The following is a 13,651-nucleotide window of genomic DNA, read 5'->3' on the forward strand; positions in this document are numbered from 1 at the left end:
CCGGCGCCCGGCAAGGGAGCGCCGCGACAATCGACGGTTTGGGCGAGATTGACACGACCGCTTTAACGGCGGCTTACGCTTCGGCCGCGTCTCGCAGCTTCGCGAAGCGTCGACGATCAGACGGGCGGCCGACTTCGCCGCGACCTCGTGCCAGCGACATCCCCGCCAGCGACACCACCCTCCCCCGAGCCCGATCCCGTGCGGCTCGGCCTGCTCTACACCGTCGTCTTCGTCGAGATCGGCATCGCCATGCCGTTCATGCCGGTCTGGCTCGGCGGGCTCGGACTCGATGCCGGACTGATCGGACTGCTGCTGGCCCTGCCGATCGCCACGAAGGTTCTCGCGACACGGCCCCTGACCGGGCTGATCGATCGGGGTGTGCGCCCGCGCACCCTGCTCGTCGCCGGCAGCCTCGTGTTGGCCCTGACCTACGCCCTGATGCCGCTGGCCGCCGCCCTCGCGGTGACGATGCTGGGCCTCCTGATCGTCCTGAACGCGGTAGCTCAGGCGCCCCTGGTGCCGAGCATCGACTACCTGACGCTCGCCGCCGCCCGCCGCTCGCGCCGGATCGACTATGCCCGCATCCGGATGTGCGGCTCGGTCGGCTTCCTGGCGGCGAACCTCGCCGGGGGCGCCCTGCTCGGCCTGCTCGGCGACCGCGTGGCGGTGCCGCTGCTGCTGACCGGGCTCGCCCTCGTCGCCACCCTCGTCGCCGCGGCCGGACGCGATCCCGCGCCCGCCCTCGCCCCGCGCCCGGCCTCGGCGGCCGCCCCGCCCCTGCCCGCGGTGCTGCGGCTCTGCATCGGCGCGGCGGCGCTGATCCAGGCGAGCCACGCGGCGGTCTACGCCTTCGGCAGTCTCGACTGGGCCCGGCACGGCGTCTCGACCCCCTGGATCGGAACGCTCTGGGCCGTGGGCGTCGCCGCCGAGATCGCGCTGTTCGCCCTGGTCGGCCGCTGGCCCGCCCGCTGGCGCAGCCCGTTCCGGCTCCTGGCATTGGGCGGGGGCGCGGCCCTGGTGCGGGCCGTCGGGCTCTACTGGGCGGAGGGGGAGCTGGCTCTTCTCCTGCCGCTCCAGCTTCTGCACGGCCTCACCTTCGGCGCGACGCATCTCGGCGCCATGGCCGCGGTCTCCGGGTTCAGCCCGGAGGGAGCCCGCGGCCGGGCGCAGGGGACGGTCGGCGCCTCGACCGCCCTGGTCTCGGCTCTGGCCACCCTGGCCTGCGGTGCCGTCTACCGCTCGCTCGGCGGGCCCGCGACCTTCCTGATGATGGCGCCGCTGGCGCTCGCCGGCCTCGGCCTCGTGGTGCTGGCAAAGCGCGACCGTGAGGCCCGGCGGTTTGGCGCCGGCTCCCGCGATGCGGTATAGAAACGCTTGAGGAGAGATCCGCCCTCGGGCGGCAGCGGGAGCGGCTTCGTGCGGATCGCAGACGGCCAGAGCGCGATGGACGAAGCCGGCGCCGACCTCGACGGCGACGGCGGCCGCGTCGTGCTGCACGGGCGCTGGACGGCGGACCAGGGACCGGCGGTGGAGAGCGCCTCCGCCCGCATCGCCGCCCACGGCCGCAGCCGCGCCGTGCTGGTGGACCTCAGCGGGCTGACGCGCCTCGACACCCTGGGCGCCTGGGTGCTGGAGCGGACCCGGGCCGAGATCGAGGCGGCCGGCGGCCGGCTCGCCTATGCGGGGGCGCGGCCCGAGCACCGCATCCTGCTCGGCGAGATGGGCCTGCGCGAGCCCGAGCCAGCCCCGAAGGACGCACGCAACCCGCTGCTGCGCGCGCTGGACGGGACCGGACGCCGCGTCGTGCGCGGCGGCAACGAGATCCTGGCCGGCCTCGCCTTCCTCGGCGAGGTGGTCGCCGCGGCGGGCCGCGTCGCGCGCCGGCCGCAGACCTTCCGCACCGCGGCCCTGGTCAACCAGCTGGAGCAGGTCGCCTATCGCGGCGTGCCGATCATCGTCCTGATCTCGTTCCTCGTCGGCGGTATCGTCGCGCAGCAGGGCATCTTCCAGCTCCAGCGCTTCGGCGCGCAGAGCTTCGTCGTGAACCTGATCGGCCTGCTCATCCTGCGCGAACTCGGGGTGCTGCTCACCTCGATCATGGTGGCGGGCCGCTCCGGCTCGGCCTTCACCGCCGAGATCGGCTCCATGCGCATGCGCGAGGAGGTCGATGCCCTGCGGGTGATGGGGCTCGATCCGATCGAGATCCTGATCCTGCCGCGCATCCTCGCTCTGGTGATCGGCCTGCCGCTGCTCGCCTTTCTCGGCTCGCTCGCGGCGCTGGCCGGCGGTGGCCTCACCGCCGCGATCTACGGCGGCATGACCACCGACGCCTTCCTGGCGCGGCTCCAGGCGGCGGTCTCGTTCCACCACTTCGCCGTCGGACTGATCAAGGCGCCGTTCATGGCGCTGACCATCGGCATCATCGCGACGATCGAGGGCTTCGCGGTCGAGGGCTCGGCGGAGTCGCTCGGCCGCCACGTCACCGCCTCAGTCGTCAAGTCAATCTTCATGGTGATCGTGCTGGATGGCCTCTTCGCGGTCTTCTTCGCCGCGATCAATTTCTAGAGCCGCGCGGACGGACGACTTGGCAATCAGCCTCCCAGATGCTTCCCCGGCCCAGCCGGAGGTCGACGCGATCATCCGCGTGCGCGACCTCGTGGTCGGTTTCGGCCACCGCACGGTGATGAAGGGGCTCGATCTCGACATCCGCCGCGGCGAGATCCTGGGCTTCGTCGGCCCGTCCGGCCAGGGCAAGTCGGTGCTGACGCGGACCATCCTCGGCCTCGTGCCGAAGCGCTCCGGCACCATCGAGATCTTCGGCGAGGACGTGGACGGGCTTACCATCACCCGGCGGCGGCAGCTCGAGCAGCGCTGGGGCGTGCTGTTCCAGCAGGGGGCTCTGTTCTCCGGCCTCACCGTCAAGCAGAACATCCAGATGCCGATGCGCGAGCATCTGAAGCTCTCCGAACGCCTGCTCGACGAGTTCGCCCGGCTCAAGATCGAGATGGTCGGCCTCAAGCCCGACGCCGCCGACAAGTACCCCTCGGAGCTGTCGGGCGGCATGATTAAGCGCGCCGCGCTCGCCCGCTCCCTGGCGCTCGACCCCGAGATCCTGTTCCTCGACGAGCCGACCTCTGGCCTCGATCCCATCGGCGCGGGCGAGTTCGATGACCTCGTCTCGACCCTGAAGAAGACGCTTGGGCTCACCGTCTTCATGGTGACGCACGATCTCGACAGCCTCTACACCGCCTGCGACCGCATCGCGGCGCTCGGTGACGGCCGGATCATCGCGCAGGGCACGATCGAGGAGATGCTGGCGAGCGACCATCCCTGGCTGCGCTCGTATTTCCACGGCAAGCGCGCCCGTGCGCTCGCCGCCCCGGCCAAAGCCGCGCAGCCGGGTTACGCCCATGCTTGAACGCCGCGGGGCCGCGCAGACCCGGGGTGCGGTTTCGCACCGCCCCCGGACCACGGATCGGGATTAGAGCTGAGCCGATGGAGACTCGCGCAAACTACGTACTGATTGGCGCCTTCACCATCGGCGTCGTGCTGGCCGCCTTCGGCTTCGTGTTCTGGCTCCAGGGCGGCTCCCGGGGGCAGGCGACCCAGGCGCTCCGCATCGTGTTCTCCGGCTCGGTCGGGGGGCTCGCCAAGGGGTCGACCGTGTCGTTCAACGGCATCAAGGTCGGCGAGGCGCTCGACGTGCGCCTGCTGCCGCAGGATCCCCGCCGGGTCGTCGCGGTGGTGCAGGTCGATCCCTCCACGCCTCTGCGCGCCGACACCCGGGCGCGGCTCGATTCCGCGATGCTGACCGGCGTCTCGCAGATCGCGCTCTCCGGCGGCAGCGCCGACGCGCCCGCGCTGACCCCGGGCTCGGGCGACAAGATGCCGACGATCTTCGCCGATTCCAGCGACATCCAGGACATGATGGCGGCCGCCAAGCAGATCGCGCAGCGGGCCGACGACGTGCTTCAGCGCCTCGACAAGGTGGTGGCCGGCAACGAGGGCGCGATCAACCGCACGCTCGCCAACGTCGAGTCCTTCTCCAAGACGCTCGCCGAGGCCGGCCCCTCCATCGCCGGACTCGTCAAGGCCGTGGACGGGCAGCGCCTCAACCGGGTGATCGAGAACGCCGACACCTTCTCGACCGCGCTCGCCAAGTCCGGCCCCGACATCGAGGCGGGCCTGCACGACGCCCGTCTGCTTGCGGGCAAGCTCAGCGCCTCCGCCGACCGGATCGACGGCGTACTCAAGGGAGCCGAAGGCTTCCTCGGCTCGGCCTCGGGCCAGCAGGGGGCGGGCACCTTCGCCGAGATCCGCGAGGCGGCGATCTCCGTGCGCGACGCGGGCAGGGCCTTCCGCGCGCTCTCCGAGAACCTCGACAAGCGCACCGCCAACATCTCCACGAGCTTCAACCGCCTCTCGGGATCGAGCCGGCGCGAGGTCGAGGCTCTGTCGAGCGACGGCCAGCGCACGCTCAACAGCCTCAACCGGGCCGCCAAGAGCCTTGAGCGCGATCCCTCCCAGGTCATCTTCGGCGGCAAGCCATCGTTGCCGGAATACAACGGTGGCCGCTGAGCGGCCTCCGGCGGGGATGATGTGCCGGCACGCACTGCGCCGCTTGAGCGTTGCCGTAAGCTCGAGCTTGCTAGAGGAGGTGCTCGTCGCTTCTTCAGCGAATGGACGGTGCCCGCGCGTATGACGCCTTTCCTTCTCTCGCCTGCCCTGCCCGGCCGCGGCCTGCGCGCGGGGGCGCTCCTGGCCTCTCTCGCCCTGCTCGGCGGCTGCGGCGGCGGCGGCACGCCCCTGACCTTCGACCTCGCCGCCCTGCCGGGCCAGCCCCGGGCCGGGGGCACCGCGCGCTCCATCGTGGTGTCCGAGCCTGTCGGCCTGCAGCCGATGGAGGCCGACCGCATCATCGTGCGCGAGCCCGGCGGCTCCCTGTCCTTCCTCGGCGGCGGCCAGTGGGCCGACCGACTGCCGCGCCTGATTCAGGCACGGGTGATCCAGAGCCTGGAGAATAGCGGCCGCCTGCGCTCGGTCTCGCGGCCCGGCGACAAGGTGCCGTCCGACTACCAGCTCGTCAGCGAGATCCGGGAGTTCGACATCAATTCCGGCACCGGCGAAGCGGTGGTGGACCTCTCGGCCAAGCTCATCGCCGACGGCAGCGGCCGCGTGGTCAACGCCCGCGTCTTCACCGCCCGCGTGCCGGTCGGTAAGGTCGATCCGCAGAGCGCCGCCACCGGCCTGGATGCGGCCCTGAGCCAGGTGCTCGCCGACCTCGTGCGCTGGGTGAATGTGGGGCGCTAGGCGCCCCTCACTCCATCACCGCGGCCTTCATGATGACCACCATCGTGGCCCGGCCCGGCTCATCGCCGAGGCAGCGGATGCTGTGCGGGCGGTCGCAGCGGTAGCGCAGGGTCTCGCCCGCGTTGGCACGCTGCACGTCCCCCGCCACCTCGACCTCGAAGCTGCCCTCGAGCACCGAGAGCGACTCGACCGAACCGCGCTGGTGGGCGTCGGATTCGAGCACGCCGCCGGCATCGGCGGTGACGTCGTACCATTGCAGCCACTCGACGGTCTTGATCCAACCGATGATGGCGAGGCGCACCTTGCCGTCGTCGGAGACCAGCCGCGGCGTGTCGGCCCGCGAGAAGCGCTCGATGAACGGCTCCTCGTCCGAGGTCGCGAGCACCCGCTCGATCGAGACGTCGAGCGCCTGGCTCAAGCGCCAGATCGTGGCGAGCGTCGGGTTGGTCTCGTTGCGCTCGATCTGGCTGATGATCGATTTGGCCACCCCCGACTGCTCGGCGAGTTCGGAGAGGGAGAGGTTGTAGGCCTTGCGCAGCCGCTGGATCGTCTTGCCGAGCTGGCCCGAGAGCACCTGTGCGCCGCTGACGAGATCCTTGGGTCGACCCCGCTCGAGGCTTGCCGCTATGTCCACCATCACGCCGGTCCGCTGAGAATGCCCTGCCAAACGCTGCGCGCTCGGAGCGCCGCGGGGCGCATCCGGTTCGAGCGGATCGGGTCGGGCACCGAATTTCGTTCCTTTATTCGAACGAACGTTTGATCTGTCAAACGCATTTCGAGGATGGAAGCCGTTTCCGCGAGCCCGGGCGCTCAGGACCAGAGAGCGTGGAAGTGGTGCAGAGGACCGTGGCCCTGGCCGACGAGAACCGAATCCGCCGCACGGATCGCCGCCGTGACGTAGGCCTTGGCGCCGGCGACCGCCTCGGAGAGACCCTGCCCCTTGGCGAGACCCGCCGCGACCGCCGCCGAGAGGGTGCAGCCGGTGCCGTGGCTGTTGCGGGTCTCGATGCGCGGGGCCGCGAAGCGGCGCAGCGTCCCGTCCCCGCCGATGAGATGATCGACGCTCTCGCGGCCCTCGCCGTGCCCGCCCTTGATCAGCACCGCCCGCGCGCCCCGCTCCACCAGCCGGCGGCCCTGGCCGACCGCCTCGTTCTCGTGTCCCGCCTCCGCTTCCCCCAGGAGCGTCGCGGCCTCGGGCAGGTTGGGGGTGACGACGGTCGCCAGCGGCATCAGCTCGCCGCGGAGGATCTCGACCGCCTCCCCCGAGATCAGACGGTCGCCGCTCGTGGCCACCATCACCGGATCGAGCACGATCGGGATGCCGGAGGCGTGCCGCCGCAGGCCGTCGGCCACGGCGCGGATGGTCTCGGGCCGCGAGAGCATGCCGATCTTCACGGCGCGCACGGCGAGATCGGAGAAGACCGAGTCGATCTGCGCCGTCACGAAGTCGGCGGGCACGTCGTGGATCGCCTGCACGCCGAGGGTGTTCTGGGCCGTGAGCGCCGTGAGGACGCTGGCGCCGTAGACGCGCAGGGCCGCGAAAGTCTTGAGGTCGGCCTGGATACCGGCGCCCCCGCTCGAATCCGAGCCGGCGATGGTCACGGCGATGGCGGTCATGGCGCTCCTTCCCCTCACGTCTACGGCGTCCGGATCCTGCTCACGCACGGGCTAACGCGGCGGCGTGCCCGCGCGTGCCGCCAGCGCCTCGTCGATCCGGGCGCGCAGGTCGCGGGCCTTGGCCTCGGTCGACCCGCCCTTGAACAGCGCGCCGATCAGCGCCACCCCGTCCGCGCCGGCCCGGATCGCGGAGGCCGCGTTGCTGGCGTCGATCCCGGCGATGGCGCCGACGGGCAGCCCGCTGCCCCGGGCGAGGCGGGCGCGGAAGACGATCCGCTGCAGTCCGTCGAGGCCCACCGGCGGATCGGGATTGTCCTTGCTCGTGGTGGCGAACACGCCGCCGATGCAGGCATAGTCGATGGGCAGGCGGTAGAGTTCGTCCGCCTGCGCCCCGTTCTTCACGGTCAGCCCGATCACCGCGCGGGGGCCGAGCAGGCGGCGCGCCTCCTCCGGGTGCAGGTCGGACTGGCCGAGATGCACGCCCTCGACGCCGGCGGCCAGCGCGAGATCGACTCGGTCGTTGACGAGGAGCGGCGCGCGGCCCTTCAGCGCCGCGTGGATCGCCCGAATTCGGGTGAGCGCCGCACGGGCATCGTCGAGATCCTTCTCGCGGTACTGCAGCAGGGTGGCGCCCCCTGCTACGGCCTCCGCCGCCAGCTCGGCGAGCGCGGCGGGGTCGCCGCCCAGCACGCCGACATCGAGGATGCCGTAGAGCCGCAGATCCACCGCCACCGGCATCGCGGGACGGGACAGGCCGAGCCCGGTTCCGACGCTCATGCCCACTCTCCCCGCCGTCCCGCCACCATGCCACCCACCCCTGACCGCTCCGATCGATGTTCCGCTCCGATCTAGCAGCATCGGCGGGAGGCCGCGAGCGGCGGATCCGGGCGGATCGTGGAAGGGCCGCACCCGAAATGGCCTGCGGATGAGGCCCGGCCTCGCGTTGACGCTGCCGGGGCCGATCCGGCAAGAGCGAGGAGGGCAGGCCGAACCGATCCCGCCATCGGTGGGATGCCCCGGGGAGATGGGCTCGAGGCTGCGACGATCGCATGGGCACGGCCGAACCGGATAGAGCCGCCGCCGCGGCGGCGAGAGCGGGGACCCGCAGCGACAGCGCCTCGTCGGTGGGCCTCGTCGCCGTCATCGTCGCGGCGACGGACGGCGAGCCGCGCGCGCTGACCGTGCAGGTCTCCGGGCAGGCGAAGGGCCGCGAGACCGCCCTGCCCGCCGGGCCGCTCGTGCCCGAGCACGCCACCCTGGAGCGCGGCCTTCGGGCCTGGGTCGAGCAGCAGACCCATCAGCGGCTCGGCTATGTCGAGCAGCTCTACACCTTCGGCGACCGCGACCGCGAGGACGGGCCGCACGGCGTCCACCTGCTCTCGGTGGCCTATCTCGCCCTGGTTCGGGAGCTGCGCCCGGCGGGTCTGGCCGAGGCGGCGTGGCGCAACTGGTACCGCTACCTGCCGTGGGAGGATTTTCGCGAGGGCCGCCCCGCGGCGCTGACCGAGATCGAGCCGCGCCTGATGGCCTGGGTCGCTTCCGGTTCCGATGCAAAGCTCCGGCGCCTGCGCGAGGATAGGGTCGGGCTCAATTTCGGGGTCGGCGGAGCCTGGAACGAGGAGCGCGTTCTGGAGCGCTACGAACTGCTGTTCGAGGCCGGGCTGATCCCCGAGGCCAAGGGCCAGGCCGGGGCGACCGTGCCCGAGGACATCGCCGTGACCGGCCAGCCGATGGCGCACGACCACCGCCGGGTGCTGGCTACCGCGATCGGGCGCCTGCGCGGCAAGATCAAGTATCGCCCGGTGGTGTTCGAGTTGATGCCGCCCGCCTTCACCCTGCTTCAGCTGCAGCGCACCGTGGAAGCGCTCTCCGGCACGCGGCTGCACAAGCAGAACTTCCGCCGGCTCGTGGCGCAGCAGGGGCTCGTCGAGGAGACCGAGGCGCTGACCAGCGGCAATGCCGGGCGTCCGGCCCGGCTGGTGCGCTTCCGCCGCGAAGTGCTGCTGGAGCGCCCCGCGCCCGGCGTGCGGCTCACCCCGACCCGGCGTCCGGCCTGAGGCCGCTCAGGACTGGAACAGGCGTGCGAACTGCTCGGGACAGCCGGCCAGCAGAGCGGGCGCCAGGGGAAGCTCGGCGCGGGTGCAGAGGCTGAAGCCGTAATAGGACGCGAGCAGATCGAGATCCGGGACGCGGACCCACAGGTGCTGGCTCCGTCCGTCCTCCGCCACGGCGACGAGGAGCATCTGGCCGCTCGGATCGAACGAGACGGCCTGCTCGCGAAAGAGGAGCGTGATCGAGCGGACCTCGTCCTCGGACACGCGCTTGTGCGACCAGATCATCGGCGAACGCCTCCGAGGCGGGCGTTTGCCGGCTCAGTCCGCTTCGTTCAACCGCCCCCCGACGCAACGCCGGGCGGCGTCCCGACCCGGGATGACGCCCGGGAGCGAAACGTGGCGGGCCGCCCCGGTCCACCCGGGACGGCCGATCCGCCTTGATCTGCCCGAGGAAACGCCCGGACACGAACTGCCCTCGACCTCGTGGCGAGGGCGCGGCGGGCGTTTCGTGGAAGACGCCTAATCTTCCTTCTTGCGGCGCGGGGCGCGGCGCTTCTTCTCCGGGGCGGCCTCGGGCTCGGCCACCGCCGTGGGTTCCGGTGCCGCTTCGGCTTCGGGATCGGAGGCCCGGCGCCGCTGCTGGCCCAGGCCGAGCGCCCGCGCGAGTTCGGAGCGCTGCTCGGAATAGCTGGCCGAGGTCATCGGATAGTCGTTGGGCAGGCCCCATTTGGCACGGTACTGCTCCGGCGAGAGGCCGCGCAGGGTCAGGTGGCGTCGCAGCGTCTTGTAGGGCTTGCCGTCCTCGAAGCTGATCAGGAAGTCGTGGCTGATCGACTTGCGGATCTCCTGCGGCGTCGCCTTGGGCGGCCCCGTCTCGGCCGAGGGCCGGCCGCTGGTGCTCACGGCCCGGATCGCCTCGTGCACTTCTCCGAGAAGTTTCGGCAGCTCGGCGCTCTGAACATGGTTGTTGCTGACATAGGCGGAGACGACATCTGCCGTCAGGGTCACGAGGCGGGCTGTTTCCGCGTCTTGTTCGCTGGTGTCCATGGCGCAATCTTCTTCGACAGGGGATTAGCGCATCAACGGTAAGCTCAGGTTTTCAAAGGAGCAAGACATAGAGCTTGAATGCGAGGGGTTGCAGCTGGAAGAAAATGCAGCGAGGCCGGCAGTTCTATGCTCTTGGCCATGGAAATCATCGTTCCGGCCTTCGTTCGATAAATGACAAACCTCACATTTTCAGTGGTATCCTTGGTATGGAATGAAACTTACATATGTTGATATTTGAGCATCCATTGTACAAAAAATGACGCATCCTCAAGAGCTTGCCTTTTTTGCCCGAAGACCTGCGGTGACGCGATCGGCCTCACCGAGCGACCCGGGCACCGGATGGCAGACACGCTTTGCCCGCCCACGCCTCTGGGTGCGGCGTCCTGCCGCAGATCTCAGTATTTTCTGTGGATTCCCGAAATGCACCGGGATGTTTTCAGCTCGCCGACTCTCTTGTCGCATCGATCACGCCGACGTGATTCAATCGGTTTTCGATCGTGACGCGTCCTGAAGGCAGATTTCGGCGGCGGAAACCGTAGCGAAAGGTACGGCAAATCGCGTTGACGCGATGGCGCGCGGCGTGGGCGCGGCGTTTTCCAGTGATGGCGGGCCGAGACCGGCCAGCGGATCAATCTTGGCGACAGAAAGCGTCCGCGGGCCGGTTCCCGAGACGATCGGGACGTGAGTCGAGGCCGGCCCTATCCTTGCCGAGGGGTGAGTTGCGCTCCGCCGCATCTTGGCGCGACGGAGCGCGGGTCGGATCAATCGAGGCCGAGCATCAGTCCGAGGTTCTGCACGGCGGCGCCCGAGGCGCCCTTGCCGAGGTTGTCGAGCCGGCCGACCAGCACCGCCTGACCGTAGGTGTCGGAGCCGAACACACGCAGTTCGAGCTGATCGGTGTCGTTGAGGGCTTCCGGTTCGAGGCGCTCGCGGTGCGCGCCCTCCTCGGCGCCGCGCACGACCCGCACCAGCGGGCTTTCCGCGTACCACGCGGCCAGGGCTTCCTCGAGATCGCCCGGCGTCGGACGGCCCGGCAGCGCCGAGAGATGGACCGGAATGCTGACAAGCATGCCCTGGCGGAAGTTGCCGACTGAGGGGATGAAGATCGGCCGCCGGGTCAGGCGACTATAGGCTTCGATCTCGGGAAGATGCTTGTGGCCGAAGCCGAGTCCGTAGAGCTGGAACGGCGCCCCCTCCCCCCGCTCGTAGGCCTCGATCATGCTGCGGCCGCCGCCGCTGTAGCCGCTCACCGCGTTGATGCTGACGGGGTGGTCCGAGGGGATCAGCCCGCCCTCGACCAGCGGGCGCAGCAGCGCGATCGCCCCGGTCGGGTAGCAGCCGGGATTGGCGACCCGGCGCGCGGCGCGGATCGCATCGGCCTGCTCCGGAGCCATCTCGGCGAAGCCGTAGACCCAACCGGGGGCGATCCGGTGCGCGGTGGAGGCGTCGAGCAGCTTCGGGCCGCCGCCGGGCAGGCTGTCGGCGAGCGCGGCCGTCTCCCGGGAGGCCTCGTCGGGAAGGCAGAGCACGACGAGATCGACCTCTTCGAGGATGGCCCGCTTGGCCCCCGCATCCTTGCGGCTCTCGTGGGGGATGCTGACGACGCGGACCCGCCCCTCGCGTTCGAGGCGCTCGCGGATGCCGAGTCCGGTCGTGCCGGCCTCGCCGTCGATGAACACCTTCGGAGCGGTGGCGGTGACGCCTTCGGACATCGCGGATCCTCGTTCGTCCGGATCTGTCCGGCACTGGGTGTCGATGGGGGATCGATGGCGCGGAGGTGGAAGCTTCCCCTCCTCCTGTCAACGCCCGTCGCGGCCGGTCCTGCCTGGGCCGGCCGGAACCGAGGATGCCGCCTTCTGTTGACAGCCAAATGTCGCTCAGGAGGCGAAATCGATGTCTGGTACGGCGAAGAAGACGGACCCCAAGCTCTGGGACAAGGTCAAGGAGGAGGTGACGCAATCCTCCAAGGGCGGCAAGCCCGGTCAGTGGTCGGCCCGCAAGGCGCAGATGGCCACGAGCGAATACAAGAAGGAGGGCGGCGGTTACGCGGGCAAGAAGTCCGGCGACAACCACCTCAAGCAGTGGACCGACGAGGAGTGGGGCACGAAGTCCGGGCGCGAGAGCGGCAAGACCGGCGAGCGCTACCTGCCAAAAAAGGCCCGCGAGAAGCTCTCCGACTCCGAATACGAGCGCTCGACCGCCAAGAAGCGGTCCGATAGCGCCAAGGGCAAGCAGTTCTCGAAGCAGCCCGACGACGTGGCCGAGAAGGCCGCCTCGAGCCGCAAGACCGGCGGGAAGACCGGCAAGACCGCCGCGAAGGGTGGCAAGACCACCACGAAGGGCGGCAAGAGCGGGACGACCAAGGCGCAGTTGATGGAGCGCGCCCGCAAGCAGGACATTCCCGGCCGTTCGAAGATGACCAAGGGCGAGCTGGAGCGGGCCCTCGCGTAGGCACGCGGAAGCGATGGCGGGAAGGTTCGATTCCTCCCCGTCGTCGTCTCAGGAACCTTTCCCGGGCTCGATCATGGCGAAACCAGCCCTGTCGAAGGAGGGCCGGGCCTCCGGGCTCCGCACGCGCGGAAGCGTCAGGAAGCGCGGCTCCGTTGCATTGCGCGCGTCCTTGGTCAGGCCGGCGAGAAGAACGGCGAGCCGCCCGGCTGTCCAAGTGCGGCGGGTTCACGCGCAGCCGATCATGACAGATCCCGGGATCGCGGGCCGGATGCCGCATTCACGGCGCGGGCGCGAGGGCTTTGCCAGGCAAGCTGGTCCGTTAAATCCAGGCGGACATCGCGCGGAGAGGGGCGGCTTTCGCAGCCCCCGGCCGAGACCGGCTCACTCCTCGTCGGGGCCGGCGGCGGAGACCTCGGGCTCGTCGGCCGTGTAGCCTTCGAGCCAGTCCAGGCTTTCCTGCGAGCCGGCCTCGTAGGGGTTGGCCGAATCGGGCTTGCCCATCGCCTTGGCGGACTTGCCCTCTTCGAAGATCGTGTACGACACCACCGCCATCGGATCACCCTTTTCTCGACCTGCGAACCGCGCATCCCGGCTCGGCAGAAGCGCCGTGACAAGCGTTGCGCGTGCGCCCGGGTTCCGCTCCCGCCTCAGGGGGCGGCGTCCGGATCCCCGGCCGGCCTGGCCTCGGCGCGGTGGAGGCGGCTCAGCAGCACCAACAGCGGGCCGGGCAGCGGTGCTTCGAGGGCGGCCGCATCGAGGATGTCCGGCCGCGCCGTGCGGCGGCGGTCGGCGCGCGGCTCGCGCTTGACGATGATGGGTGAGCGGGGACGGGCGGGTCTGGGTGTCATGACGCGGCAGGTACTCGAAGCGCCTCGATGAGCGGGACGAACTAACCCTCGCAAGACACCCTTTCGCCGTTTGCCGTCCCAACGGCCGCGACGGCTCGGACGGGCGTCTGTGCGAGAAACACTTTGGCCGGTGAGAACGTCCCCTCTTCACCCCGGTTCCATGAAATTCGTCCGGAAATTAAACATAATGCCGCAGGATTAGGCTTTAAAGTCCTTGCCTGTGCTTCCGGGATCACGGCTTTGGCCTGCCGGCTCGCAAAGCAGGAGGCGCGCCGGCATGCTGCGGTTATCCGTGGCCCTGCGGGCGGACGGATGGTAGAGGGC

15 protein-coding genes are annotated in these 13,651 nt (G+C 70.3%); 7 read left to right on the forward strand and 8 right to left on the reverse strand.

From position 1 onward, the window contains the following. Positions 1 to 198 precede the first annotated feature (198 nt). The 5 genes from BY998_RS07705 (at position 199) to BY998_RS07725 (ending at position 5,310) form a co-directional block, all read left to right on the forward strand. Positions 199 to 1,368: an MFS transporter gene (locus BY998_RS07705; protein WP_245421518.1), complete on the forward strand. Its 1,170-nt coding sequence runs from the start codon at positions 199 to 201 to the stop codon at positions 1,366 to 1,368. A 48-nt stretch (positions 1,369 to 1,416) separates the two neighbouring features. Next, the gene (locus tag BY998_RS07710) at positions 1,417 to 2,565 is read left to right on the forward strand and encodes an MlaE family lipid ABC transporter permease subunit (RefSeq protein WP_110351059.1); all 1,149 of its coding nucleotides are present in this window, start codon (positions 1,417 to 1,419) and stop codon (positions 2,563 to 2,565) included. A gap of 118 nt (positions 2,566 to 2,683) precedes the next feature. Continuing rightward, positions 2,684 to 3,418 carry an ABC transporter ATP-binding protein gene (locus tag BY998_RS07715; protein WP_245421532.1) on the forward strand — a complete coding sequence of 245 codons (735 nt, stop codon included), beginning with the start codon at positions 2,684 to 2,686 and terminating at the stop codon, positions 3,416 to 3,418. A 77-nt stretch (positions 3,419 to 3,495) separates the two neighbouring features. Beyond that, positions 3,496 to 4,578 (forward strand): MlaD family protein, encoded by a 1,083-nt coding sequence (locus BY998_RS07720; RefSeq protein WP_110351060.1) that lies wholly within the window; start codon positions 3,496 to 3,498, stop codon positions 4,576 to 4,578. A 120-nt stretch (positions 4,579 to 4,698) separates the two neighbouring features. Then, positions 4,699 to 5,310, forward strand: a complete 612-nt coding sequence (locus BY998_RS07725) for an ABC-type transport auxiliary lipoprotein family protein (RefSeq protein ID WP_110351061.1) — start codon at positions 4,699 to 4,701, stop codon at positions 5,308 to 5,310. 7 nt (positions 5,311 to 5,317) lie between these two features. On the opposite strand, the gene BY998_RS07730 is transcribed toward BY998_RS07725, so the two are convergent. The 3 genes from BY998_RS07730 to BY998_RS07740 all read right to left on the reverse strand — a co-directional run bounded on the left by BY998_RS07730 (position 5,318) and on the right by BY998_RS07740 (position 7,704). Next, positions 5,318 to 5,947 carry an XRE family transcriptional regulator gene (locus BY998_RS07730; protein WP_110351062.1) on the reverse strand — a complete coding sequence of 210 codons (630 nt, stop codon included), beginning with the start codon at positions 5,945 to 5,947 and terminating at the stop codon, positions 5,318 to 5,320. Between the two features lie 173 nt (positions 5,948 to 6,120). Next, positions 6,121 to 6,927, reverse strand: a complete 807-nt coding sequence (thiD, locus tag BY998_RS07735; protein WP_110351063.1) for a bifunctional hydroxymethylpyrimidine kinase/phosphomethylpyrimidine kinase — start codon at positions 6,925 to 6,927, stop codon at positions 6,121 to 6,123. 51 nt (positions 6,928 to 6,978) lie between these two features. Next, entirely contained in the window at positions 6,979 to 7,704 is a 726-nt protein-coding gene (locus BY998_RS07740) for a thiamine phosphate synthase (protein ID WP_110351064.1), read from the reverse strand. Between the two features lie 272 nt (positions 7,705 to 7,976). Between BY998_RS07740 and BY998_RS07745 the strand changes: the two genes are divergently transcribed. After that, a complete protein-coding gene (locus tag BY998_RS07745; protein ID WP_110351065.1) occupies positions 7,977 to 8,984 on the forward strand; it encodes a hypothetical protein in 1,008 nt (335 codons plus the stop codon). Positions 8,985 to 8,990: 6 nt separating this feature from the next. Here the strand turns inward: BY998_RS07745 and BY998_RS07750 are convergent, their stop codons facing one another. The 3 genes from BY998_RS07750 to argC all read right to left on the reverse strand — a co-directional run bounded on the left by BY998_RS07750 (position 8,991) and on the right by argC (position 11,740). Further along, on the reverse strand, positions 8,991 to 9,266 hold the full coding sequence (locus BY998_RS07750) for a hypothetical protein (RefSeq protein ID WP_110351066.1): 276 nt from the start codon (positions 9,264 to 9,266) through the stop codon (positions 8,991 to 8,993). Between the two features lie 234 nt (positions 9,267 to 9,500). Continuing rightward, positions 9,501 to 10,028, reverse strand: a complete 528-nt coding sequence (locus tag BY998_RS07755; RefSeq protein ID WP_110351067.1) for a MucR family transcriptional regulator — start codon at positions 10,026 to 10,028, stop codon at positions 9,501 to 9,503. Positions 10,029 to 10,789: 761 nt separating this feature from the next. Continuing rightward, positions 10,790 to 11,740, reverse strand: a complete 951-nt coding sequence (gene argC / locus BY998_RS07760; RefSeq protein ID WP_110351068.1) for an N-acetyl-gamma-glutamyl-phosphate reductase — start codon at positions 11,738 to 11,740, stop codon at positions 10,790 to 10,792. Between the two features lie 181 nt (positions 11,741 to 11,921). On the opposite strand from argC, the gene BY998_RS07765 reads away from it, so the two are divergent. Continuing rightward, a complete protein-coding gene (locus tag BY998_RS07765) occupies positions 11,922 to 12,479 on the forward strand; it encodes a hypothetical protein (RefSeq protein ID WP_110351069.1) in 558 nt (185 codons plus the stop codon). Between the two features lie 381 nt (positions 12,480 to 12,860). Here the strand turns inward: BY998_RS07765 and BY998_RS24260 are convergent, their stop codons facing one another. Both BY998_RS24260 and BY998_RS07770 read right to left on the reverse strand, forming a co-directional pair. Beyond that, complete coding sequence (locus BY998_RS24260) at positions 12,861 to 13,031, reverse strand: hypothetical protein (protein WP_181425456.1); 171 nt, start codon at positions 13,029 to 13,031, stop codon at positions 12,861 to 12,863. A 95-nt stretch (positions 13,032 to 13,126) separates the two neighbouring features. Then, entirely contained in the window at positions 13,127 to 13,327 is a 201-nt protein-coding gene (locus tag BY998_RS07770; protein ID WP_110351070.1) for a hypothetical protein, read from the reverse strand. Positions 13,328 to 13,651 lie beyond the last annotated feature (324 nt).

The organism is Methylobacterium sp. B4 (assembly GCF_003201865.1).
GTDB lineage: Bacteria > Pseudomonadota > Alphaproteobacteria > Rhizobiales > Beijerinckiaceae > Methylobacterium.

What these genes read in the sequence shown, in the direction of transcription:
- BY998_RS07770 (WP_110351070.1), bottom strand. Translation starts at nt 13,327, where the DNA reads ATGACACCCAGACCCGCCCGTCCCCGCTCACCCATCATCGTCAAGCGC.
- BY998_RS07755 (WP_110351067.1), bottom strand. Translation starts at nt 10,028, where the DNA reads ATGGACACCAGCGAACAAGACGCGGAAACAGCCCGCCTCGTGACCCTG.
- BY998_RS24260 (WP_181425456.1), bottom strand. Translation starts at nt 13,031, where the DNA reads ATGGCGGTGGTGTCGTACACGATCTTCGAAGAGGGCAAGTCCGCCAAG.
- BY998_RS07725 (WP_110351061.1), top strand. Translation starts at nt 4,699, where the DNA reads ATGACGCCTTTCCTTCTCTCGCCTGCCCTGCCCGGCCGCGGCCTGCGC.
- argC (WP_110351068.1), bottom strand. Translation starts at nt 11,740, where the DNA reads ATGTCCGAAGGCGTCACCGCCACCGCTCCGAAGGTGTTCATCGACGGC.
- BY998_RS07715 (WP_245421532.1), top strand. Translation starts at nt 2,684, where the DNA reads ATGAAGGGGCTCGATCTCGACATCCGCCGCGGCGAGATCCTGGGCTTC.
- thiD (WP_110351063.1), bottom strand. Translation starts at nt 6,927, where the DNA reads ATGACCGCCATCGCCGTGACCATCGCCGGCTCGGATTCGAGCGGGGGC.
- BY998_RS07765 (WP_110351069.1), top strand. Translation starts at nt 11,922, where the DNA reads ATGTCTGGTACGGCGAAGAAGACGGACCCCAAGCTCTGGGACAAGGTC.
- BY998_RS07745 (WP_110351065.1), top strand. Translation starts at nt 7,977, where the DNA reads ATGGGCACGGCCGAACCGGATAGAGCCGCCGCCGCGGCGGCGAGAGCG.
- BY998_RS07720 (WP_110351060.1), top strand. Translation starts at nt 3,496, where the DNA reads ATGGAGACTCGCGCAAACTACGTACTGATTGGCGCCTTCACCATCGGC.
- BY998_RS07730 (WP_110351062.1), bottom strand. Translation starts at nt 5,947, where the DNA reads ATGGTGGACATAGCGGCAAGCCTCGAGCGGGGTCGACCCAAGGATCTC.
- BY998_RS07740 (WP_110351064.1), bottom strand. Translation starts at nt 7,704, where the DNA reads ATGAGCGTCGGAACCGGGCTCGGCCTGTCCCGTCCCGCGATGCCGGTG.
- BY998_RS07750 (WP_110351066.1), bottom strand. Translation starts at nt 9,266, where the DNA reads ATGATCTGGTCGCACAAGCGCGTGTCCGAGGACGAGGTCCGCTCGATC.